Here is a 22,125-nt window from a genome sequence, read left to right as displayed (position 1 = left end):
GACTGCTGCAGGCAGAGAACCATGAGCTCGCAACAGCCGTCTATGCTGGCCCATTGGCGCACGCTGAAGGGCTGGCTGGCCTTGCACGACGAACTGCGCGGTCGGCTGCTGGTCGGCCTGGCGTTGATGGTGCTGACCGCGCTGTCGGCGTTGGGTCTGCTGGCGGTGTCGGGCTGGTTCATCACCGCCAGTGCCCTTACCGGAGTTGCCCTCGCCGCGGGTGTCGCGGCCGCGCTGGATGTGTACACCCCGGGAGCAGGGATTCGCCTGTTCGCGGTCAGCCGCACGGTGTCGCGCTACGTCGAGCGACTTTATAACCATGACACTATTTTGCGCCTGCTGGCCAAGCTGCGCGCGCGCTGTTTTGCTGGCCTGGTGGCCATGGATGGCAGGCGTCTCGCCACGGCGCGGGCGAGTGACTGGCTGAACCGTCTGACCGCCGATATCGATACCCTGGACGCCTTGTATCTGCGTCTTCTCGCACCAGCGGGGATGGCGCTGATGCTGTGCTTGGCGGTAGTCGGTCTGGTGGCCATATGGCTGCCTGAGGCAGCGCTGGCGCTGTCGGCGCTGCTGCTGCTGGGATGGTGCTGGCTGACGCTGGGGCAAGCGCGTGCCGGTATGCAGGCCTGCCGCCAGCGTATGGTGGCGCTGGAACGTCTGCGCGGGGCCATGATTGAGAGCGTGACGGGAATGTGCGAACTCGAAGCCTATCGGGCGCTGGATCGTCGCCGTCAGCAGTTGGAAGCCCTGGAAGATGACGTGTTGAAGGCACAGTGGCGGCTGAGTGTGGTCACCGCCTGGGGCAATGCCGTATCCGTCATGGCGATGGGAGCGGCCTGGTGGTGGCTGCTCGTCAGTGGCTTGCTGGCGTTTCAGGGCGGGCAGTTGTCAGCGCCGGTACTGGTCATGTTGCCGTTGGCAGCGCTGGCCTTGGCAGAAGGGCTGGCAAGCCTGCCGGCGGCATTCAGCCACGCCGGGGCGAGTCTGGTGGCGGCTGAGCGCCTGAATCAGATCGAGTCGACCGCGACACCCCCGGCGGAGGCAGACACCGATGCCCGTCAGACGGCGGCGGATCATGCCACGTCGGGCAGTGGTGGGCCCGCTGGCGTGGCCTTCGACGCCTTGGCGTTTCGCTATCCAGCCGCGCTGGATGATGCGCTCGCACCTGTCAGCGGCCGTGTCGACCCTGGCGAGAGGGTGGCGCTGTGCGGTGCCTCCGGGGCGGGCAAGTCGACGCTGCTGGCGCTGCTGGCGGGTGAGCTGACGGGGTATCGTGGCCGGCTGACCCTGGACGGCATCGACCTCGCCCAGTGGCCACGCAAGGCGCTGGCCCAGTGTGTCGGCTGCTTGACGCAGCGGGTCGAGCTGTTCGATACCAGCCTTGCGGAAAACCTGCGCATCGGTCGGCCTGATGCCTCCGATGAGGCACTATGGCAGGCGCTGGAGGCGGTCGATCTTGCCGATTGGGCGGAAACCTTGCCGCGCCAACTGGACACTCGGGTGGGCGAGGGCGGGCGCCAGGTGTCTGGAGGACAGGCTCGGCGACTGGGCCTGGCCCGGCTGTGCTTGACCGACCCGGGACTGGTGATCCTGGACGAACCCTTTGCCGCGCTGGATGCTGCCACCGCCTCGAGGGTGGCGCGTGGAATCGAGCCCTGGCTTAGCCAGCGCACCGTCCTGATGCTGGTGCACCACCACGACCCTCGCGACCCTGCGCCGGGCATGCAGGCTGTCGGCCGGGTGATCCCTCTGGAGGCAGCAACAGCATGGCGCAAGACTCGCCAATCCGGCACCATGGACCTCATGTGACCGGCGCCACTCCGTGTCCGCGCCACACCGTGCTATAGAACAGGGCCACGACCTCATGAACGACGACTTTCTTAGCCGCCTGCCCAAGGCGGAGCTGCATTTGCATATCGAAGGCACCCTCGAGCCTGAGCTGATGTTTGCGCTGGCCGAGCGCAATGGCGTGACGCTGCCTTATGCGTCGATCGAGGCCGCCCGCAAGGCCTACGACTTCAGCGATTTGCAGTCCTTTCTCGACCTCTACTACCAGGGCATGAGCGTACTGGTCAGCGCTCAGGACTTCGAAGACTTGGCGATGGATTACTTTCGTCGCGCTGCCGCCGAGGGAGTCGTGCATGTGGAACTGCACGTGGATCCCCAGGCACACCGCTCCCGTGGGGTCACCCTTGATCAGGTGATGACGGGGCTGACGGCAGCCTGCGCCAGGGCCCGCACCGAGCTGGACCTGTCCAGCGCCATGATCCTGGCCTTTCTGAGAGATCAGCCCGCAGAAGATGCGATGCAGCTGCTGGAGGACGCTCAGCCATATCTTCAACACTTCAGTGCCGTCGGCCTGGATAGCGCCGAGCAGGGCAATCCGCCGAGCAAGTTCCGTGAAGTGTTCGCCAGGGCAAGGGAGCTGGGCCTCGAGCGCGTGGCGCATGCCGGTGAGGAAGGCCCGCCCAGCTATATTCGCGAAGCCCTGGACGAGTTGCAGGTGTGTCGTATCGATCACGGCGTTCGCGCCATCGAGGACATCGAGCTGGTGGAGCGGCTGGCAGATGAAGGGACAGTGTTGACCGTGTGCCCGCTGTCCAACGTGCGCCTGAAGGTGGTCGAGCAGCTTGAGCACCACAGTCTACCGGCGCTGATCGACGCTGGCCTAGTGGTGACGATCAACTCTGATGATCCCGCCTATTTTGGCGGCGGCATGCGCGAGAACTTCGCTGCTTGCCAAAAGGCCTTCGGCTGGTCCGACGAGACACTGACCTGGTTGGCCAGCAACGCCATCGAGGCAGCCTTTATGGACGATGCTCGCCGGGAAGAACTGCGCCAGCGACTGCTGAACCTGTAGTACGACACCACACCCCCGCCGATCCGGCGGGGGCGTGGGCTGACGGTGGCCGCTGTTCCTCAGGGCAGCGCCGGTACCGTGACCGTTGGCTGATCACCGGTCAGCGACCCAAGGAAGGCCACCAGTTGGGTGATGGTGGCGTCATCGAGTTCCTTGCCCAACATCTCGCGCCCCATGACCGATACGGCCTCCTCGAGGGTGGCAGTGGAGCCGTCGTGGAAGTAGGGGTAGGTCAAGGCCACGTTACGTAGTGACGCCGTTCGGAAGGCCTGGCGGTCTGCCTGATCCGAGGTGACGGCAAAGCGCCCTGGGTCATCGGAGCCAGGCACCTGAATCGGATGAAATCCGCTGTCGCTGAAGTTGGGTCCTCGGTGGCAGGCGATGCAGCCTTGGTCCACAAAGGCCATCATGCCTGCCTGTTGCTCGTCCGTCAGTGCCTGATCATCCCCCATTAGATAGCGGTCGAGCGGTGCGTTGGGAGTGTTCAGGGTACGTTCGAAGCTGGCAATGGCCGCTGCGAGATGATCGGCCGAAAGCGGCTCGTCGCTGTCAGGAAAGGCGTTGCGGAATGGTGCCATGTATCCCGGCAGGGATGACAGTCGCGCCAGTGCGCCGTCCAGGTCATGGGCCATCTCGACGCTGTTCTGGATGGGACCCAGGGCCTGGCTCTCCAGGTCGGGTTCGCGGCCATCCCAGAACTGCGCGGTCAGGAAACCGGTATTGAGCACCGTCGGGGAGTTTCGGTTGCCGACCTGCCCATCATGGCCCACCGCCGTGGGCAATCGGTCGGTCCAGGCCAGCGCCGGATTGTGGCAGGAGGAGCAGCTGATGTTGCTGCTCTGTGACAGCCTGGGTTCGAAGAACAGCATCTTGCCCAGCGCGATCTTCTCCGCGGTAAGGCTGTTGTTAGAAGGGATCGGCGGAAGGGCGGGTAGCGGACTGAAGTACTTGCGGTAGTCGTCTGCGGTGGTGCCAGCGCTGGATGACTCGGTGGCGGCCTGGGCGTCGGCGGATGAAGCGGCATTGGCCCAGGTCGTCAGCGTCAGCACAAGGGCGCCAACCAGCAGCGACGGGGAGGCGTATCGGGTTGTTGGCATGTTCTCGTCTCGTTACTGCGTCACGGGTAACCGTCGTTGTGTCCCGCAGTGCAGCCGCTGGTCCGGCGGTCACGCTGCGAAAGAACATGGGCGCGAACCGACGGCGGCGCACGAGCCCAACGGGGCGAGCAGAGTGTCGAGTCGAACGCGCCCGCCCACGCCTGCTATTTCTAACGTGAAGACCACCGCCACTGGGGCAACGATCGTCCCGAATGGCTGCTAGGGCACGCATCTGTCGAGATTGACTGGCTGTTTGTCGGTAGTGTGAAGAGAGTTGCGACGTTGCGGACCAGCGTCGCTGGCGATAAGCCACGCGATTGAAATGACGCAGGCTTGGGGAGCAAGCGATACGGAAAGGGCTGCAGACGGTGCTGTCGAGCGCTCATGAAAAAGGCGCCCGGTAGACCGGACGCCTAGCTGATCACGTCGTGATATGGCCGACGTGCCGAGGCGTGGTGGGGAAATGAAAGAAAAGGAAAGGCGAGGAGAGGACTGGGTCGCTTGCCGACCCAGCCCCAGTCCGAGCGGCTTAGGGCTGCTTGCTGTTGGCCTGTCGGGCCGCTTCGCGGGCACGCTGCTTGGCCTCACGACGCTCCGCCATTCGGGCGACGGCGTCGGCTCCTAGGTGCGACTCACCGCGCTCCCGCGCCAGCTGCATCTGGCGTTCCCGCTCAGCAAAGCGCGCCTTTTGCTCGTCACTGAGCTTGTCATAGCAGCGCGGGCAACAGACCCCCTGCTGGTAGTGTCCACTCTGCTTGTCATCTTCAGTGATCGGCATGCGGCAGGCGTGGCACTGATCGTAGCGCCCTGGCTTGAGGTCATGGTCGACGGTGACGCGGTCATCGAACACGAAACACTCACCCTGCCACAGGGTCTGCTCCTTGGGCACGTCTTCCAGGTACTTCAGAATGCCGCCCTTGAGGTGGTAGACGTCTTCGAAACCCTGCTCCTTGAGATAAGCGGTGGACTTTTCACAGCGGATGCCGCCGGTGCAGAACATGGCGACCTTCTTGTGGCGTGAAGGGTCCAGCGTATTTCTGACATAGTCCGGAAAGTCCCGGAAGGCCTCAGTGGAAGGGTTGATGGCGCCCTTGAAGGTGCCTACCTCAATCTCGTAATCATTGCGGGTGTCGATGACCAGCACGTCCGGGTCTTCGATCAGCGCGTTCCAATCCTTCGGTTCGACGTAGGTGCCGACGGTGTGGCGTGGGTCGATACCCTCGACCCCCATGGTGACGATTTCGCGCTTGAGCTTGACCTTGGTGCGCATGAACGGAGCTCGCTCGGTCAGTGACTCCTTGACGTCGAGCTGCGCCAGCCGCGCATCGCTGCGCAACCACGTCAGCAGGGCATCAATACTCTGACGCGGGCCAGCCACGGTGCCATTGATACCTTCGCGGGCCAGCAGCAAGGTGCCGCGAACCTGATGATCGAGCATGACCTGAAGAAGCGGCTCGCGCAGCGCTTCGAAGTCTTCCAAGGTGACAAACTTGTACAGGGCGCACACCACCAGTTTGCCGCTGTCAGCCTGGTGATCCGAAGCGCTAGTGGTGGTAGCGGTGGTAGAAGTGGTGATCCTGGTGGTCGAAGTCGTGCTATCGGTCGTCATGGGGGCCTCGTGCGAACCGGAGCGTAAATCCGGAGCAGGATGGGGGGAAAATCGGAGCGGCGGGATTTTACCTCACTTGCCAACGATTTTCTAAGCCATGCCCGGTGGCCGACAGCGGGCTGCCTCGGCCAGGAGCGAAAGTTGATCCTTTTGCATCACCCTCGAGGTCACCCCTGACGTCCGCCTTGATGTCATCCTTGACGCCACTCCTGGCGGCCCCCCGTGGTGGCTGCTGGTGTCACCCCTGGCGGCGATGCTGCAGGCGTCCTCCCGCCCAGGTCTCATAGATGGCGCGATCGTCACCCATCATCATCAGCGTGAACAGCTCTTCGGAAAGGCTTCGCGTGCGGCCCATGCGCCTCGCCATCAGCGGTGAGGCCATCGGGTCGATGACCACGAAGTCCGCGTCCTTGCCTGCCGTCAGGCTGCCGATCCGGTCATCCAGCGACAGCGACACCGCATTACCCAGCGTCAGGTCATGGAAGCCAGCCCAGGCGGTCAGTGGCGTGCCACGCAGCTGGCCTACCTGATAGGCCGCCTTGAGGGTGGCCAGGCCCGACAGGTCGGTGCCGGCGCCGATATCGCTGGCCAGGGTCAGCTTGAGGCGCTGTTGCCTGGCGCCGGCACGGTCGAACAGACCGCTGCCGAGAAACAGATTCGAGCTGGGGCAGAAGGCGATATTGGCACCACGGTCCGCCAGCCGCTGGCGCATGCCATCGTCCAGGTGAATACCGTGGGCAAAGGTGCTGCGAGGGCCAACCAGGTCAGAAGCTTCGTAAACATGTAGATAGTCTCGGCTTCCGGGGAACAGCTCGGCGACCCAGTCCAGCTCGCCGAGATTCTCGGCCAGATGTGTCTGCAGCCATAGGCTCGGATCGTTGCGCAGCAGGCCGCCGGCGGCATCCAGTTGGGCCCGCGTGGAGGTTGGCGCAAAACGCGGAGTGACGCTGTAGCCAAGTCGTGCTGTGCCGTGCCAGTCGCTGATCAGCCGTTCGCTGTCGCGGATGCCGCCCAGGGTGTCATCGGTCAGCGCGTCCGGAGCGTGGCGGTCCATCAGCACCTTGCCAGCCAGCATGCAGAGATCCCGGCGCCTGGCGGCGCTGAAGAAGGCGTCCACAGAGCCTGGGTGACTCGAACAGAACACCTGGGCGGTGGTGGTGCCGACCCGCATCAGCTCATCCAGAAAGACGTCGGCAATATGTTCGGCATGCTCGCGCTTGGCGAAGCGACACTCTTCGGGAAAGGTGTACTCATTGAGCCAGTCCAGCAGCTGTCGCCCGTAGGAGGCCATGATCTCGAGCTGGACATAGTGCACGTGGCTATCGATGAAGCCAGGCATCACCAGCTTGCCGCGATGATCAATGAGGGTGGTGTCGGCCGGCAGGCGCGGGGCGATATGGGCGTACTCTCCGACGGCTTGGATGACGCCGCCGGACCACCATAGTGCGCCATCTTCGATGTAGCTGACGCTGCCTTCGGCGGGTGTGTCGTCATCGCCTGGGTCGGCATTGAAGCTCAGCAGCCGCGCACGAATGACGTGATGGGCAGATGGCTGTGCCGCAACGTCTGGCTGCCGGGCAGGGCGGATGGACTCGGCGGCATGGCCGAGTGAGGAGTCAGGGGCATCCATCGGAAAACTCTCTTGTCAGTGTCGTCGCCGGCGCGGCCGGAAGGATCAGCGGTGGGCCCCATCCCTGGGGACGTTGCACGCCCGAAAGGGCGTTGGTGGCATCAAGGCATCAGGCGTTTCAGCGTCGCGCTGTCGACACCTCTTGAGGTGTCGTCACGTTTCGTTGTGTCACGTCGAGGGTGGGCCAACGGCAGCAGTTCTGCCAAGGCGGCCAGCGCCACGGCGTGAGGCGTCTTGTTGCCGCCGGAGTCACCGATGGGGCAGCGCACGCGGTCGATGCGTGACGCCGCCACGCCGGCACGCTCGAGTCGACCGCGAAAACTGGCCCACTTGCTGCGTGAACCGATCAGCCCGATTGACGCCAGGTCGTCTCTTTCCAATAGTGCCGCGACCAGGGCGTAGTCCTCGCCATGGTCGTGGGTCAGCACCAGGGCATGGCTGTGTGGCGCCAGGCCCGCGACAGCCTCGCTCGGGTCGTTCAAGCGGTGTTGATGAACGCAAGCATGTGCACCGGTACCTTCGAAGGCCGCGTCGCGACTGTCGAACCAGTCGATGCGCCATTCAAGCGGCGCCGCCAGTTCGGCGATGGCACGGCCCACGTGTCCCGCGCCGAACAGCGCTAGACGGGTCATGCTGCCAAGGTCGGTCTCCAGCAGTACATTGACGAAACCGCCGCAACACTGGCCACTGCGTCCGCCCAGGGGAAAGGCTTCCAGGCTCATGCCTGCCTGACCCTGAGCCAGCCGCTCGCGGGCGCTGGCGATCAGTTGCCACTCGAAGGTGCCGCCGCCCAGGGTGTCATGCAGGCTGTCCGGGGTGATCACCATCTTGGCGCCCGGCTCCCGCGGTGTGGAGCCAAGGCTGGTGACCTGGGTGGCCAGAACGAAGGGCTGGCCAGCCGCCTTGAGCCTTGCCAGGGCGAGGTACCAGGGCTGCTTGTCCGGTCCGGCGTGGGCGGTCATGGTGATGTGTCTCCTGACGGGGCGCCTGGACTTGCCTGGGCTGTTCGAAGGGCTGTTCGAAGGGCTGTACGCAGGGCTGTGCTACCGGCGATGTGACGTGCCTTGCGCGCGGCCTGCATGACCCGCTCCGGTGTGGCCGGGGTGTCCAGGCGCACCGCATGGCGGTAGTCGGTCAGGCTCGCCAGGGCGTCGCGCAGGGCACACCACACCGACATGCCAAGCATGAAGGGAGGTTCACCCACCGCCTTGGAGCGGTAGATACTGGCCATGGAATTGGGATGTCCCTCCATCAGCTGTACCTTGAAGGTGGCGGGCAGGTCTCCATAGGCGGGAATCTTGTAGGTAGCAGGGCCGAATGAGGTCAGCTGACCACTGTCATTCCACTTGAGCTCTTCGCTGGTCAGCCAGCCCATGCCCTGGATGAAACCACCTTCCACCTGGCCGACATCGATGGCGGGGTTCAAGGAGTCGCCTACGTCATGCAGGATGTCGACCCGGTCGACCTGGTATTCCCCGCTCAAGGTGTCGACCGATACCTCGGCCACGGCGGCACCAAAGGCAAAGTAGTAGAAGGGCCGACCCTGCCCACTGTGGCGATCGTAGTGGATCAGCGGCGTCGCGTAGAAGCCTTTCTCTGACAGCGAGACGCGTCCGAGATAGGCGTCCTGAATCAGCGTGCCCCAGGCGATTCGCTGCTCGCTGCCGGCAATGCCCGCGATAAGTTCACCCCGCTCCAGGCGCATTTCCTGGCGGTCGAGCTGGTAGTGCTCGGCGGCGAAGTCAAACAGGCGCTGCTTGAGCTTGTCGGCTGCGTCCCTCGCCGCCTGACCATTGAGGTCGGCACCGCTGGACGCTGCCGTGGGCGAGGTATTGGGGACCTTGTCGGTGCGGCTGGCACTGATACGTACGCTGGACAGCTCGAGGCCCAGCTCGCGGGCGACCACCTGACAGATCTTGGTGTGCAGGCCCTGGCCCATCTCGATGCCACCGTGATTGATCAGCACACTGCCATCGGTATACACGTGCAGCAGGGCACCCGCCTGATTGAGGTGCTGGGCGGTGAACGAGATGCCGAACTTGACCGGCGTCAGCGCCAGTCCTTTGCGGATCACCGGGCTTCGCGCATTGAAGTCGGCAATGGCGCGGCGCCGGGCCCAGTAGTCGCTGTCCGCCTCCAACCGTTCGACCAGTGTATGCAGCAGCGCGATCTGGTCTACCGTCTGGCCATAGTGGGTGGTGTCGCGGCCCTGGCGATAGAAGTTGCGCTTGCGCACGGTCAGCGGGTCTTCCCCGACCTGCCGGGCGATGTCTTCCATGGCGGCCTCGATGACCATCATGCCCTGGGGGCCGCCAAAGCCGCGAAACGCGGTGTTGGACGCAGTATGGGTGCGGGCTCGATGCCCCGTGACTCTGGCCTGTCCCAGTGAATAGGCATTGTCGGCGTGGAACATTGCACGGTCGACGATGGCGTCTGACAGATCCGGGGAGTAGCCGCAATCGCCGGTAACGCTGATATCACCTCCGCTTATCACTCCAGCGGCGTCGATGCCCAGGCGATAGCGGTTATGGAAGGGGTGGCGCTTGCCGGTGACCTTCATGTCATCGCCACGGGGCAGGCGAATACGGCAGCTCTTGCCGGTTCTTCGCGCCACCAGGGCCGCCAGGCATGCCCAGGGAGACGCCTGCGTCTCCTTGCCGCCAAAGCCGCCGCCCATGCGCCGCACCTCGACGGTGACCGCATGGAACGGAATGTTCAGTACTTCCGCGATCAGCTTCTGTGTTTCGCTGGGATGCTGGTTGGAGGTGTGGACCATCACCCCTTCGTCTTCGGTGGGGTGTGCGACGCAGGCCTGTCCTTCTAGATAGAAGTGCTCCTGGCCGCCGATAAATTGCTCGCCCTCTACCACATGGTGGGCGTCGGCCAGCGCCGCTTCCCAGTCACCGCTTTGCTGACGATGGGTGGGGCGCACCAGATCGCCAGCGTCGACCGCAGCCACCGGATCGAGAGACACTGGCAGCTCATCGATCTCTATGCGGGCCTTGGTGACGGCCTGTCGGGCAGCGCGATGGCTGGTGGCAGCCACGCAGAACATGACCTGGCCGGCGTAGAGCACTTCCTGGTCTGCCATGATCGGGTCGCCGGGGAAGACCGGCCCAATATCGGTGTGACCCGGCACGTCGACAACGCTGATGACATCGACCACGCCAGGGGCCCGCCGCACCTCGTCAAGGTGCATGGCGGTGATGCGCCCGTGAGCCTTGGGCGAGAGGCCCACGGCCAGGTGCAGGGCGTCGGAAGGCAATGCCAGATCATCGATATAAGCGGCTCGCCCAGTGACATGTTTCACGGCACTCTCGTGACGGGCGGACGAGCCAGAAAAACCGTGGGCAGCGGTGGCATCGGCGTTGTGGCGCTCCGTCGTATCGGACGGAGGTGTCGGCAGATCAGTGAGCGTACGCATGAAGCATCACCTCCGTGGCGAGGGTGTCGGAATGGTCACGAGCATCAGTGGATGACGCAACCGGGGACGTCGCGTTCTGGGCTGCCCCCTGGGCAGAGGATGCGATCACCAGCAGCAGTCGCTCGAGCAGGGCGGCGGCGGCATCTTGTCGGTATTCGCTGCTTCCGCGCACGTCGCTCATGGGCGTAAAGTCCTGGGCCAGGGCCTCGCTGACTGCGCCAAGGCTGGCGCTGTCCGCAGGCTTACCCTCAAGGGCGGCCTCGGCGCCCGTGGCCCTGGCGGGGATGGCGGCCATGCCACCAAAGGCCAGGCGAACATCGGCCAGGCGCCCGCCGACCAGGCGCCAGGAAAAGGCGCCCAGCACTGCCGAGATGTCATCTTCCCGACGCTTGGACAGCTTCCACACCTTCAACTGCTGATCGTTAGCCAGATGGGGCAGGAAAATGGCTTCCAGCACCTCATCGTCACCCAGGGCGGTATCCCGGTAACCCAGGAAGAACTCGCTGGCGGCCAGGGCCCGGCTGCCGCCGGGCCCGGTCAGCCGCAGTCGTGCATCCAGCGCCAGCAGTACCGGCGGGGTATCGCCGATGGGCGAGGCGTTGGCGACGTTGCCACCGAGGGTGCCGCGGTTGCGCACCTGGCCAGAACCCAGGCGATGCAGCAGGTGGGCAAAGGCGGGGTAGTGCTCGGCAAAGAGTGGCTCCAGGCGTGAGTAGGTCACCGCAGCGCCAATCCACACGCCGCTGCGACCCAGGTCGTCGGCCGCAGATTCGACGGTCAGAAGCTCTGCAACGCGAGTCACATCAATGACCTGTGGAAGATCCTTGAGCTGTTGCGTCACCTCGAGCCATAGATCGGTACCGCCCGCGACCAGCCGTGCCTCGGGGAAGCGCTGACGCAGAGCCACCAGGTCAGCCAGGCTGCGGGGCTGGTAGAAGCCGGAGGCGTTCGTTGTCTCAGCCCCGCTTGTCTCAGCACCGCTTGAAGCAACGTTGCGCTGGTTGGGAGTCGCGCCAGGGCCACCCACGTCGGTGGCAAGGGCGTCGGCCAGGGACAGGTCGTCGAGCCAGGCAGGACGGAAGCCCGGAGTGTCGTGCATGGCCAGGGCGGCATCTCGAATCGGCCGGTATCCGGTGCAGCGACACAGGTTGCCGCCCAGCGCGGCTTCCAGCCGCTGCGGGGTCAGCGGGGCGGGCTGCTGGACTTGGTGCTCATGCAGGGTGAACAACGACATGACGATGCCCGGCGTGCAAAAGCCGCACTGACTGCCGTGGTGCTCGACCATGGCCGCCTGGCAGGGATGGAGCTCGTCGCCATGGGAGATTCCTTCGACGGTCACCAGGTGACGACCGGACAGCTGATGGGCCGGCATGATGCAGGCGTTGGCACTGTGATAGTGCAGGCGGCCGTCGGCATCCACTTCACCTATGGCGACGGTACAGGCACCGCAGTCTCCGGAGGCACAGCCTTCCTTGGTGCCCGTCTGGTTCAGCCGTTCGCGCAGCAGATCAAGGACGCTGAGGTGGGGCTCGGCATCCACGTGCTGCATCCGGCCATTGAGGTAGAAACTGATCATGGCTAGAGGTCCCGCTTTGGCGTTGTCATTATCGTTGGACAGTAGGGCGCACGAGGCGTCCTGTCGTGGGGCTTGCGATCTTCGGTCGATGTCGCTTTGGTGTCGCTAGCGTCGGTCTGTATAGCTCGGGTCTGTTTAGCGCGGGCCTGCCAGGCGTCTGCCTATCTGGCTTCGGGCCATCACTTCTTGATGTATCACTCTCCGATGCATCACATTTTGGTGTATCAAGCTTTGACTCTGCTTTCCTAGACCCTGCTTTCGTGGATCGGGGTCCCTTGCGCCCCTATGTAAAGAAAATGGTGTATAGGGAAATGGTGCAAAGGAGATGGCTGAGCCGGGTCTTGTAAGCAGCAATGTTGTTATTCTTGACCAATCGGTCAGCTTCTTCAAGGTGAAGGAGTGAAATTTGCTTAGGACTGCCGTTTGGCGTTAGTTCGACAACGACATGACAGGGCTGCCATGCCTCACCCACAGACCTGTGTCGAATTGCCAGTCCCTGACCCTTCAGGCACTCTTTTACGGCGCGTTGTCCTGATCAGGCGTGACGTGGGTTCACGCCAAGGGCGGCGGTTTGTCAACGACCGGGATGAGCATGGGATCACAGCTGGATGATGCAGCGCTCGACAGGGCGCTCGACACCGAAGGCGGCGCCATACGCCAGCGCAACGAGCGCGAGATACTCGACGCAGCCGAGCGGGTGTTTTCTCGCCACGGCTATCGGGGTGCCAGTCTCAAGCTGATCGCGGAAGAGGCGGGCCTGCCAAAGTCCAATATCCTCTATTACATGGGCAGCAAGAAGGCACTCTACGTGCGTCTGCTGGAAGGCGTGATGGAGCGCTGGAACACCATGCTCGACGATATTTCTGTCGAGGACGATCCCGCCGAGGTGCTCAGCGCCTTTATTCGCTCCAAGATGGAGATGTCTCGCCGTTATCCCGAGGCCTCGCGGCTATTTGCCGGTGAGATCCTGCAAGGGGCTCCCTTTCTGCAGGACTTCCTGCGTGGCGAGCTGCGTGACTGGGTCGAGGGCCGGGCCGAGGTGTTTCGTCAGTGGGCCGAGCGCGGCCTGATGGACCCCGTGGACCCGGTGTCGCTGATCTTCCTGATCTGGTCGGCGACGCAGCACTACGCGGACTTCGAAGCTCAGGTGGCCGGTATCACCGGCCATGAGCACTTCACCGACGACGACATGCAGCGCGTTACCGACTTTCTCGTCCAGGTCGTTCTGAAAGGATGTGGAGTGGTGTCGGCACCCACAGGGCACTGAATGGCTGCGTGCCCTGGGACGCCGGCATGGTGACTCGTGACGGTTACTGCGCGGTGGCCAGCATGATCGCGGACAGCACTGCTGATACCCACATCGCGGGCTTGATCTGATCGGCCTTGCCGGTGGCCAGCTTGATCAGAACGAAGCTCATGAAGCCGAACGCAATCCCGAGCGTGATGGAGTAGGTCAGCGGCATCAGAATGATGGCCAGAAAGGCAGGAAAAGCGTCCTCGAAGCGACTCCAGTCGATCTTGCCGATGGGGGCCATCATGAACAGGCCGACCAGAACCAGGGCTGGCGACGTGGCGATGCCCGGAACCAGAGAGAGCAGTGGCGACAGGAACAGGAAGGGCAGAAACAGCGCCGCAATGACCAGCGCCACCAGCCCGGTACGTCCTCCCTGGGCGACGCCAGCGCCTGACTCGATAAAGGTCTGGGCTGCGCTGGTGCCCAGTGGTGCCGCGATCATCGAGGCAAACGCATCGACGGTCATCGAGCGTTTGAGGTTACGAGGATTGCCGTTGGCATCCTTGAGGCCCGCCGATTCCGACAGCGCCATGAAGCAGGACAGGGCGTCGAAGAAGTTGGTGAACAGCATCACGAAGATAAACGGCAGATAGGCGACCTTGAGAGCGCCGAGCACATCGACCTTGCCCAGGGCAGAGAAGTCCGGCCACGCCGCCAGCCCTTGCCACACCACCACGACCTCGTCTCCCCACAGGCGGCCCAGGGGCAGCGCCAGCAATGTGGTGGCCGCGATGCCAAGAATCAAGGCGCCGTTGAAGCCCCGGATGACCAGCACCGCAGTGATGATCAGCCCCGCGAGGAAGGTGACCAGCAGCGCATCCAGGTGTCCCAGGCTCACGAGTGTGGCCGGACTGGCCACGATGAAGCCGGCATTCTTGAAACCAATGAAGGTAATGAACAGGCCGATGCCACAGGTGATGGCGTAGCGCAGTGACGCCGGAATGGCGTCGATGATGGCCTCGCGGACGTTGAACATGGCCAGGACCGCGAACATGACGCCGGACCAAAAGACGCAGCCAAGTGCCACCTCCCAGGACAAGCCGGCTCCCAGTACCAGGGTGTAGGTGAACAGCGCATTCATGCCCATACCCGGTGCGACCAGAATCGGGTTACGGGCGTACAGCGCCATCGCCAGGCTGCTGAGACTGCTGATGACCACGGTGGCTGACAGTGCAGCGGAAAAGGGGATGCCCGCGTCTGACAGAACCGCCGGGTTGACCACGATGATGTACATCCCGGCCAGGAAGGTAGCGATACCGGCCAGAATCTCGGTTTTAACCGAACTACCGCGTCGGGTCACGTTGAAGAATCGGTCGAGCAACGCCCCCAGACCGCTGGAGTCGGAAGGGCAGGATCTTTCGCGGTCTGTCGTCTGGGGTTCTGTCGTCTGGGGGTCTGCGGTTGATGGTTCTGCGGTTGATGGTTCTGCGGTTGATAGTGCCGCGGGCGATGAACCGGGATCACTCATGGCGGGGTCCTCTTGTCGTTGTCATGGCCATGGGGTGTAAATCTGACCGTTCGGTCAGGCGCTTAGCGTAGACAAAGATGCGCCGTCATGGCAACAAACGCCGGGCGATAATGTATACAAAACCCTTGCCGCAGAGTGCTGCAAGGCTGTCGTGCTATGATCCCCGTCCGCGCGGCGCCACGCCGCTGAGCCAGCCGCTGAGCCAGCCGCTGAGCCACTTCCCCTGCCGACGGAGCTGTCGTGATGTCCTTGTTCCCGCCACTGCCGATCGACGAACGTCTGCCCGAGCTGCGTCGCGCGCTGGAGGCAGATAACCGCGCGATGCTGGTCGCCCAGCCCGGGGCGGGCAAGACCACACGGGTGCCGCTGGCGCTGCTGGAGTCGGACTGGTGTCGTGGTGACAGCGGTCGGGGCAAGTTGCTGCTGCTGGAGCCGCGGCGGGTTGCCGCCCGTCTCGCCGCCAGCCACATGGCAGACCTGCTCGGAGAGGTGCCAGGCCAGACCGTGGGCTATCGCATGCGTGGTGAGAGCTGCGTGGGTCCAGATACGCGGCTCGAGGTGGTGACCCAGGGGGTGCTGTCCAGAATGTTGCAGGACGATCCTTTGCTCGACGGTGTGACTGGCATTGTGTTTGACGAATTTCACGAACGCAGCCTCGAGGCGGATCTCGGTCTGGCACTGGCGCTGGACGTCCAGCAGGGGCTGCGTGAAGACCTGCGGCTGCTGGTGATGTCGGCCACGCTTGATGTCGCGGCATTGTCGCGGGTACTGGGCGACGACGTCAGCGTGGTTGACTGCCCAGGACGGCAGTACCCGGTCACGACCCTGTATCGGCAGGCCCCGTCGCGGCTGTCGGCGGAAGAGCATCAGGGGCGTGTCGTGCTGGAAGCACTGGCGGCAAAGAGTGCGGCGGACGAAGAGGGCGCAGCGGACCAGGCGGCGGACATACTGGTGATCTTGCCCGGCGTGGCGGAGATCGAGAGGCTATCTCGCTGGCTGTCCCAGCGGCTCGATCAGGTCGCGCTGGTGCCGCTCCACGGACGGCTGCCGCTGGATGCTCAGCGGGCTGCCCTAAAACCACGGGCGGACGGCCTGCGCCGGGTGGTGCTTGCCACCGCGATTGCCGAGTCCAGCGTCACCGTGGACGGCGTGCGCACGGTGATCGATGCCGGGCAGCAGCGGGTGCCGGTGTTTGTGCCTCGCACGGGGCTGACTCGGCTGGAGACCCGGCGTGTCAATCGGGCCAGCGCCGACCAGAGACGAGGACGAGCGGGACGCCAGGGGCCAGGGCGTTGTTATCGCCTGTGGGCGGAAGAACAACCGTTACCACCCCACGGTGAGCCGGAGATCCTCCAGGCAGATCTATCCTCGTTGGCCTTCGAACTCGCCCGTTGGGGAGTGAAGGACGCGACCCAGCTTGCCTGGGTCACGCCGCCGGGGCGCGCCTCGCTGAAGGCCGGTCGCCAGCTGCTGCGACAGCTCGAGCTCAGTGATGAGCGGGATGGGCTGACGCCGCTGGGTCGTGCCGCTGGCCGTTGGCCCACATCGCCCCGTCTGGCGGGGATGCTGGAGCGGGCGAGCCTGCGTGACGAGGCCTCGCTGGCCCTTGCCTGCGCGCTAGCCGCCTGGCTTGAAGGGCGTCAGGGTAACGGCCGTCAGGTGGACCTCGAAGCGGTATTCATTGAGTTACTCAATGACTCACGCCCAGACCCCCACTGGCAGCGAGAAGCCAAGCGGCTGTGTGCTCGCGCGGGTGTCTCGCTGTCTGCAGCGAAACGAGCGGGTGACGGCGCGCTGGCTCGCATGCTGTTGCACGCGTTTCCCGATCGGGTGGCTCAGCAGGTAGCGGCGGGGCGGTTTCGACTGCGCTCTGGCGGGCTGGTGACGTTGCCCCAGGATCAGCCCCTGGCCCATGCCCCCTGGCTAATCGCGGTGGAGCTTGACGGTCGCGCCCGGGAGGGCAGGCTGTATCGGGCAGTGCGCACCGATGAGTCGGCCCTGGTGGCCCAGTGGCCGATACTGTCCGAGTGGCGTGAACGGGTCGAATGGAACGCCGACGCGGGGCGCCTCGAGGCAGAACAGGTACGGGGTATCGACGCGCTGGTGCTGGCGCGCCGTCCGTTGCAGGGCCCCCCAGGCCCCGCTGCCTGTCGTCAGGCGTTGCTGCAAGCCATCCACGACGCCGAACGCCTGCCGCTCAATGACGCCGCTGAGGCGCTGCGGCGGCGGGTGGCGTTGCTGCGTCAAAGCCACGATGGTCAGTGGCCTGCGCTGGACGACGAGACCTTGAAAGCTGAGCTGGACGAGTGGTTGGGGCCCCATCTGGAAGGACTGACGCGGATGGAGCAGGTGCATGCGTTGCCGTGGGAGCAGCTACTGCGCGAGCGCTTGCCCTGGCCGCTGGCCAGTCGTCTGGACGAATTGGCACCGACCAGGTTGACGCTGCCCAGTGGCGACAGCGCTTCCCTGCGCTACGAATGCGAGGGATGGGTAGGGCAAGCCGCTGAGGCGAACCCGTCTCAACCGTCTTCTCAACACCTTGCGCAACTGCCAGATGATGGGCCTGGCGAGGCGTATCGTGTGGTGCCGGTGCTCGCCGCAAAACTCCAGGCGCTGTTCGGCTGGCAACAGACGCCACGGATCGCCGAAGGACGGGTGCCGGTGCGTGTCGAGTTGCTGTCCCCGGCCCGTCGCCCCCTCGCCACGACCATGGATCTGGCGAGCTTCTGGCGCAATGTCTATCCCGAGGTGCGCAAGGAGAACCGCGGTCGATATGCCAAGCACCCCTGGCCTGAGGATCCGCTGACGGCTCAGGCGACCTCGCTGACCAAGGCACGCCTGGGCAAGACGTGACGGCATCACCTGGCGGCTGACGTCGGTGGGCAGGGCTAGAGGGCCCGATGGCCGCAGGAGCTGTCAATGGTGAGTGCTCAGGGCAATCCGCGTACCGTGGGCGATGACCTCCGCCAAGGGAGCCGGGGACGTCGTCTGACCGACCATTTCGTCGGTGACCTCTGCCCAGGTCAGGGTGGCGTGGGTGAACCCCAGTGGAGCGAGAGTGCGACTGATCCACGCGGTGCCGGTAAAACGCCAAGGGTCACCCGCGTCATCGACCAGCAGCGCCATCTGATCGTCGAGGTGAATCCTGACCAGATAAAAGCCCATATCGATGGAGTGGATCTCGATGGTGGGGGAACGGTCCGTCAGCGCCGTCAGGCCTGTCAGGGTCAGGGTGTCGGGAAGTGAGTGGACGGCGGATGTGGCGTCCGCGGGGAGATCGCTGGTGCGGTCCTCGGAGAATGGCATGATCGTCTCTCTCTGTGGGTGGCGTCGTGCGTGGGTGGCGTCGTGTAGGTGGCGTCGTGTGCGCGCCCGGCGTTGAGGTATCTCTCTTTTACTGTCGACCTGTTCCACTGTCGCCTGGCGATACTGTCCCGGCCTTGTCACGATGAAGGGCTCCGGGGCTGGGCTGGTGGATGGCCATGGGCCAGATATAGGCTGTCAGCGACAGCCAATAATGGGATTCAAGTGATTTCTTGCATAGTATGTGTACAGGAAATGTACATGCCTGGTCGCATGGGCGCCACTCCGTCATCCACCCGGTAGCCACCAGATCGCCACCCGGCACGACCTTGATCACGGTCGCGAGAGAGCGCTGAGGCGTTGACAGTCGGGCGCCCTGTCGCCACCATCGCCGGCTTTGCCGAATCTGTCCTGCCTGGCGTGGCGAGAAGTGGCCTCGGTATCGCCGTCTCGCGATCAAGCGCCATGTGATCACCAGCTCTGTCAGCATACGCCCAGTCACCAAGAGTCATGCCCATGGGGAACACCCTGACGCCCAAGCAACTGCAATCACTGGTCGAGACCCTCGACCGCGAGGCTAGAGCCAGTGACCAGTGGGGCAACGTCGCCAGCTACATTCCTGAACTGGCGTGCATCGACCCCCAGCAGTTTGCCATCAGCATCTGTACCTGCGATGGGCGTGAATATCACGCAGGTGATGCCCACACCGGCTTCTCGATCCAGAGCGTCTCGAAGGTCTTCACCCTGGCCCTGGCGCTTGGACGACTGGGGGCAGGCCTGTGGGAGCGGGTCGGGCGGGAGCCCTCCGGGCGTGCCTTCAACTCCATCGTCCAGCTGGAGATGGAAGACGGCATCCCGCGCAACCCGTTCATCAATGCCGGTGCCATCGTCACCACTGACGCAGTGCTCGGGCGCAACGCGCCTCGAGACACCCTGGGAGAGATTCTGCGCTTTCTGCGCGAAGCCTCCGGCGACGATGACATCCATATCAATGAGCAGGTGGCCCGCTCGGAACACGCCACCGGGGACCGCAACTTCTCGCTGGCCTATTTTTTGCGTTCCTGCGGCAACCTCACCAACGACTGTGACCGGGTGCTCGGCACCTATTTCCACCACTGTGCGATCGAGATGTCCACCGCCCAGCTGGCGCGGGCGACCCGATTTCTGTGCGGCGGCTTCGAAGGTCAGCGGATGATTGGTATCGAGCGGGTCAGGGCCATCAACGCGCTGATGATGACCTGTGGTCACTACGACGGCTCCGGCGACTTCGCCTATCGCGTCGGGTTTCCGGGCAAGAGCGGCGTCGGCGGTGGCATCATGGCGGTCGTCCCGAACGTTGCTTCCATTGCGGTGTGGTCTCCCGGGCTCGACCGTTATGGCAATTCGCTCAAGGGCACGGCCGCACTGGAAGGCCTGTCGAAGGCGACCGGCTGGTCCGTGTTTGCCTGAAGGATGGCCCCATGGACCAAGATCCATCGTTACAAGGAGCCTGACATGGCCACATCGAATGCCTCTGCATGTCCCTGCGGAAGCGGCCTGGCACTCGCCGACTGCTGTCAGCCACTGCACCAGGGAGGTACGGCGACCAGTCCCGAGGCGCTGATGCGCTCCCGTTATAGTGCCTTCTCGCTGGGGCTCGATGACTATCTGCGCCACAGCTGGCACCCGGACTGCTGCCCACAGGAGATGGGTACCTCAGACACCTGCTGGAAGCGTCTTGAGATCTTGGACAGCGGTGAAGAGGGCGATGCGGGCTGGGTGCACTTTCGTGCCACCTTCGCAGACGGACCGCGTGCACGGCAGCGCTGGGGAGTGCTGGAAGAGCGCTCACGCTTCGTTCGCTACCAGCAGCGCTGGGTCTACCTGGATGGCGAGCCCAGCGTCACCAGACTCAAGCCGGGACGCAATGACAGCTGCCCCTGTGGCAGTGGGCGGAAGTTCAAGCAGTGCTGCGCCTGACATTCATGGTCGTTGCATCGAGGGTCCTCGCCTCGGCGGCATGTTGGGCATTTCGGCTAAACGCATCCGCTGCATGCCTCTATCCCACAGCAACTATCCTACAGCAACGCAAAAGGCCGCCCTCGGGCGGCCTTTTGCAGGTTGGCGGACGGCGTACGTGCCGCCCGCAGGTGCTCAGTCCTTGAGCATCGGCAGGTCGAGGCCGTTTTCGCGGGCGCATTCCTTGGCGGACTCGTAACCGGCGTCGGCGTGGCGCATGACGCCGCTGGCCGGGTCGTTGCGCAGGACGCGGGCCAGGCGAGCATCGGCGTCATCGGTGCCATCGGCAACGATGACCACGCCCGCGTGCTGCGAGAAGCCCATGCCGACACCGCCGCCGTGGTGCAGTGACACCCAGGTCGCGCCGCCGGCCGTGTTGGCCAGGGCGTTCAGCAGCGGCCAGTCGGATACCGCGTCGCTGCCGTCCATCATCGCTTCGGTTTCGCGGTTGGGGCTGGCAACGGATCCTGAATCCAGGTGGTCGCGACCAATCACGACGGGGGCCTTGAGCTCGCCGTTCTTGACCATCTCGTTGAAGGCCCGGCCAAGACGAGCCCGGTCCTTCAGGCCGACCCAGCAGATACGCGCGGGCAGTCCCTGGAAGCTGATGCGCTCGCGGGCCATGTCGAGCCAGTTGTGCAGGTGCTCATCGTCGGGGATCAGCTCCTTGACCTTGGCGTCGGTCTTGTAGATGTCCTCCGGGTCGCCGGACAGGGCTGCCCAGCGGAAGGGACCGATGCCCTGGCAGAACAGCGGGCGAATATAGGCCGGTACGAAGCCGGGGAAGTCGAAGGCGTTGTCGACGCCTTCTTCCTGGGCCATCTGACGAATGTTGTTGCCGTAGTCGAAGGTCGGCACGCCCATCTTCTGGAACTCGAGCATGGCGCGAACATGCACCGCCATGGACGCCTTGGCGGCCTTGACGACCACTTCCGGCTCGGACTTGCCGCGGGCGACGTATTCGTCCCAGGTCCAGCCAGCAGGCAGGTAGCCATGCAGAGGGTCATGGGCGCTGGTCTGGTCGGTCACCATGTCCGGCTTGACGCCACGCTTGACCAGTTCCGGCAGCACCTCGGCAGCGTTGGCACACAGGCCAATGGAAACCGCCTTGCCCTCGCTGGTGTAGCGAGCGATGCGTGCCAGGGCGTCGTCCAGGTCGCTCGCCTGCTCGTCCAGATAGCGGGTGCGCAGGCGGAAGTCCAGGCTGGACTGCTGGCATTCGATGTTCAAAGAGCAAGCGCCGGCCAGGGTGGCGGCCAGCGGCTGAGCGCCGCCCATGCCACCGAGACCTGCGGTCAGCACCCAGCGGCCCTTGAGGTTGCCGTCATAATGCTGGCGGCCTGCCTCGACGAAGGTTTCGTAGGTGCCCTGGACGATGCCCTGGGAGCCGATGTAGATCCACGAGCCCGCGGTCATCTGGCCGTACATCATCAGGCCTTTCTTATCGAGCTCGTTGAAGTGCTCCCAGTTGGCCCATGCCGGCACCAGGTTGGAGTTGGCGATCAGGACGCGTGGGGCATCCTTGTGGGTCGGAATGACCGCCACCGGCTTGCCGGACTGGATCAGCAGGGTCTGGTCGTTCTCCAGGCGCTTGAGCACCTCGACGATCTTGTCGAAGCACTCCCAGGTACGTGCCGCGCGACCAATGCCACCGTAGACCACCAGGTCTTCAGGACGCTCTGCCACGTCCGGATGCAGGTTGTTCATCAGCATGCGCAGCGCCGCTTCGGTCAGCCAGCTCTTGCAGGACAGCTCGGTGCCGGTGGGGGCGGCGATCTTGCGGGTCGGGTCGTGACGATCGTTCTTGGGGGGTGTGATCTGGTTCATGGGGTCACCTTGAATGTGGACAGATAGGGGGAAACG

The 22,125-nt window shown here is 64.3% G+C and carries 15 protein-coding genes; 6 read left to right on the top strand and 9 right to left on the bottom strand.

Going from position 1 to position 22,125, the window contains the following annotated elements; translation table 11 throughout:
* Positions 1 to 21: 21 nt before the first annotated feature.
* The gene (gene cydC, locus KUW18_RS18980) at positions 22 to 1,812 is read left to right on the top strand and encodes a thiol reductant ABC exporter subunit CydC (protein ID WP_222562137.1); all 1,791 of its coding nucleotides are present in this window, start codon (positions 22 to 24) and stop codon (positions 1,810 to 1,812) included.
* Positions 1,813 to 1,867: 55 nt separating this feature from the next.
* Positions 1,868 to 2,863, top strand: coding sequence for an adenosine deaminase (locus KUW18_RS18975; RefSeq protein WP_222562136.1), 996 nt, complete (start codon positions 1,868 to 1,870; stop codon positions 2,861 to 2,863).
* 59 nt (positions 2,864 to 2,922) lie between these two features.
* On the opposite strand, the gene KUW18_RS18970 is transcribed toward KUW18_RS18975, so the two are convergent.
* From KUW18_RS18970 to xdhA, 6 genes are all read right to left on the bottom strand, one after another.
* Positions 2,923 to 3,960, bottom strand: coding sequence for a cytochrome-c peroxidase (locus KUW18_RS18970; protein WP_222562134.1), 1,038 nt, complete (start codon positions 3,958 to 3,960; stop codon positions 2,923 to 2,925).
* Positions 3,961 to 4,489: 529 nt separating this feature from the next.
* A complete protein-coding gene (locus KUW18_RS18965) occupies positions 4,490 to 5,569 on the bottom strand; it encodes a rhodanese-related sulfurtransferase (protein ID WP_222562133.1) in 1,080 nt (359 codons plus the stop codon).
* A gap of 238 nt (positions 5,570 to 5,807) precedes the next feature.
* On the bottom strand, positions 5,808 to 7,199 hold the full coding sequence (gene guaD, locus KUW18_RS18960; RefSeq protein ID WP_222562132.1) for a guanine deaminase: 1,392 nt from the start codon (positions 7,197 to 7,199) through the stop codon (positions 5,808 to 5,810).
* Between the two features lie 101 nt (positions 7,200 to 7,300).
* Positions 7,301 to 8,161: a xanthine dehydrogenase accessory protein XdhC gene (xdhC, locus tag KUW18_RS18955; protein WP_222562131.1), complete on the bottom strand. Its 861-nt coding sequence runs from the start codon at positions 8,159 to 8,161 to the stop codon at positions 7,301 to 7,303.
* A complete protein-coding gene (gene xdhB, locus KUW18_RS18950) occupies positions 8,158 to 10,623 on the bottom strand; it encodes a xanthine dehydrogenase molybdopterin binding subunit (protein ID WP_222562130.1) in 2,466 nt (821 codons plus the stop codon). Before xdhB ends, xdhC begins: the two co-directional genes overlap by 4 nt.
* Entirely contained in the window at positions 10,607 to 12,199 is a 1,593-nt protein-coding gene (gene xdhA / locus KUW18_RS18945; protein ID WP_222562128.1) for a xanthine dehydrogenase small subunit, read from the bottom strand. Before xdhA ends, xdhB begins: the two co-directional genes overlap by 17 nt.
* Positions 12,200 to 12,791: 592 nt before the next feature.
* Between xdhA and KUW18_RS18940 the strand changes: the two genes are divergently transcribed.
* Positions 12,792 to 13,466 carry a TetR/AcrR family transcriptional regulator gene (locus tag KUW18_RS18940; RefSeq protein WP_206938347.1) on the top strand — a complete coding sequence of 225 codons (675 nt, stop codon included), beginning with the start codon at positions 12,792 to 12,794 and terminating at the stop codon, positions 13,464 to 13,466.
* A gap of 43 nt (positions 13,467 to 13,509) precedes the next feature.
* Here KUW18_RS18940 and KUW18_RS18935 read toward each other — a convergent pair whose 3' ends face one another.
* Positions 13,510 to 14,961, bottom strand: coding sequence for an NCS2 family permease (locus KUW18_RS18935; RefSeq protein WP_222562127.1), 1,452 nt, complete (start codon positions 14,959 to 14,961; stop codon positions 13,510 to 13,512).
* Positions 14,962 to 15,204: 243 nt separating this feature from the next.
* Here KUW18_RS18935 and hrpB point away from each other — a divergent pair, with 243 nt between their 5' ends.
* On the top strand, positions 15,205 to 17,814 hold the full coding sequence (hrpB, locus tag KUW18_RS18930; RefSeq protein ID WP_222562126.1) for an ATP-dependent helicase HrpB: 2,610 nt from the start codon (positions 15,205 to 15,207) through the stop codon (positions 17,812 to 17,814).
* Positions 17,815 to 17,877: 63 nt separating this feature from the next.
* Here the strand turns inward: hrpB and KUW18_RS18925 are convergent, their stop codons facing one another.
* A complete protein-coding gene (locus tag KUW18_RS18925; protein ID WP_222163196.1) occupies positions 17,878 to 18,267 on the bottom strand; it encodes a DUF6482 family protein in 390 nt (129 codons plus the stop codon).
* Between the two features lie 513 nt (positions 18,268 to 18,780).
* On the opposite strand from KUW18_RS18925, the gene KUW18_RS18920 reads away from it, so the two are divergent.
* Together KUW18_RS18920 and KUW18_RS18915 are read left to right on the top strand one after the other, a co-directional pair.
* Positions 18,781 to 19,713 (top strand): glutaminase, encoded by a 933-nt coding sequence (locus KUW18_RS18920; RefSeq protein WP_206938357.1) that lies wholly within the window; start codon positions 18,781 to 18,783, stop codon positions 19,711 to 19,713.
* Positions 19,714 to 19,758: 45 nt separating this feature from the next.
* The gene (locus KUW18_RS18915) at positions 19,759 to 20,223 is read left to right on the top strand and encodes a YchJ family protein (protein ID WP_222562124.1); all 465 of its coding nucleotides are present in this window, start codon (positions 19,759 to 19,761) and stop codon (positions 20,221 to 20,223) included.
* 174 nt (positions 20,224 to 20,397) lie between these two features.
* On the opposite strand, the gene hutU is transcribed toward KUW18_RS18915, so the two are convergent.
* Positions 20,398 to 22,089 (bottom strand): urocanate hydratase, encoded by a 1,692-nt coding sequence (gene hutU / locus KUW18_RS18910; protein ID WP_222562123.1) that lies wholly within the window; start codon positions 22,087 to 22,089, stop codon positions 20,398 to 20,400.
* Positions 22,090 to 22,125: the final 36 nt, after the last annotated feature.

The sequence above is a fragment of the Halomonas sp. DP5Y7-2 genome (assembly GCF_019802025.1).
Lineage (GTDB): Bacteria > Pseudomonadota > Gammaproteobacteria > Pseudomonadales > Halomonadaceae > Halomonas > Halomonas litopenaei_A.
This window is presented reverse-complemented; position numbering and strand designations above follow the sequence as displayed.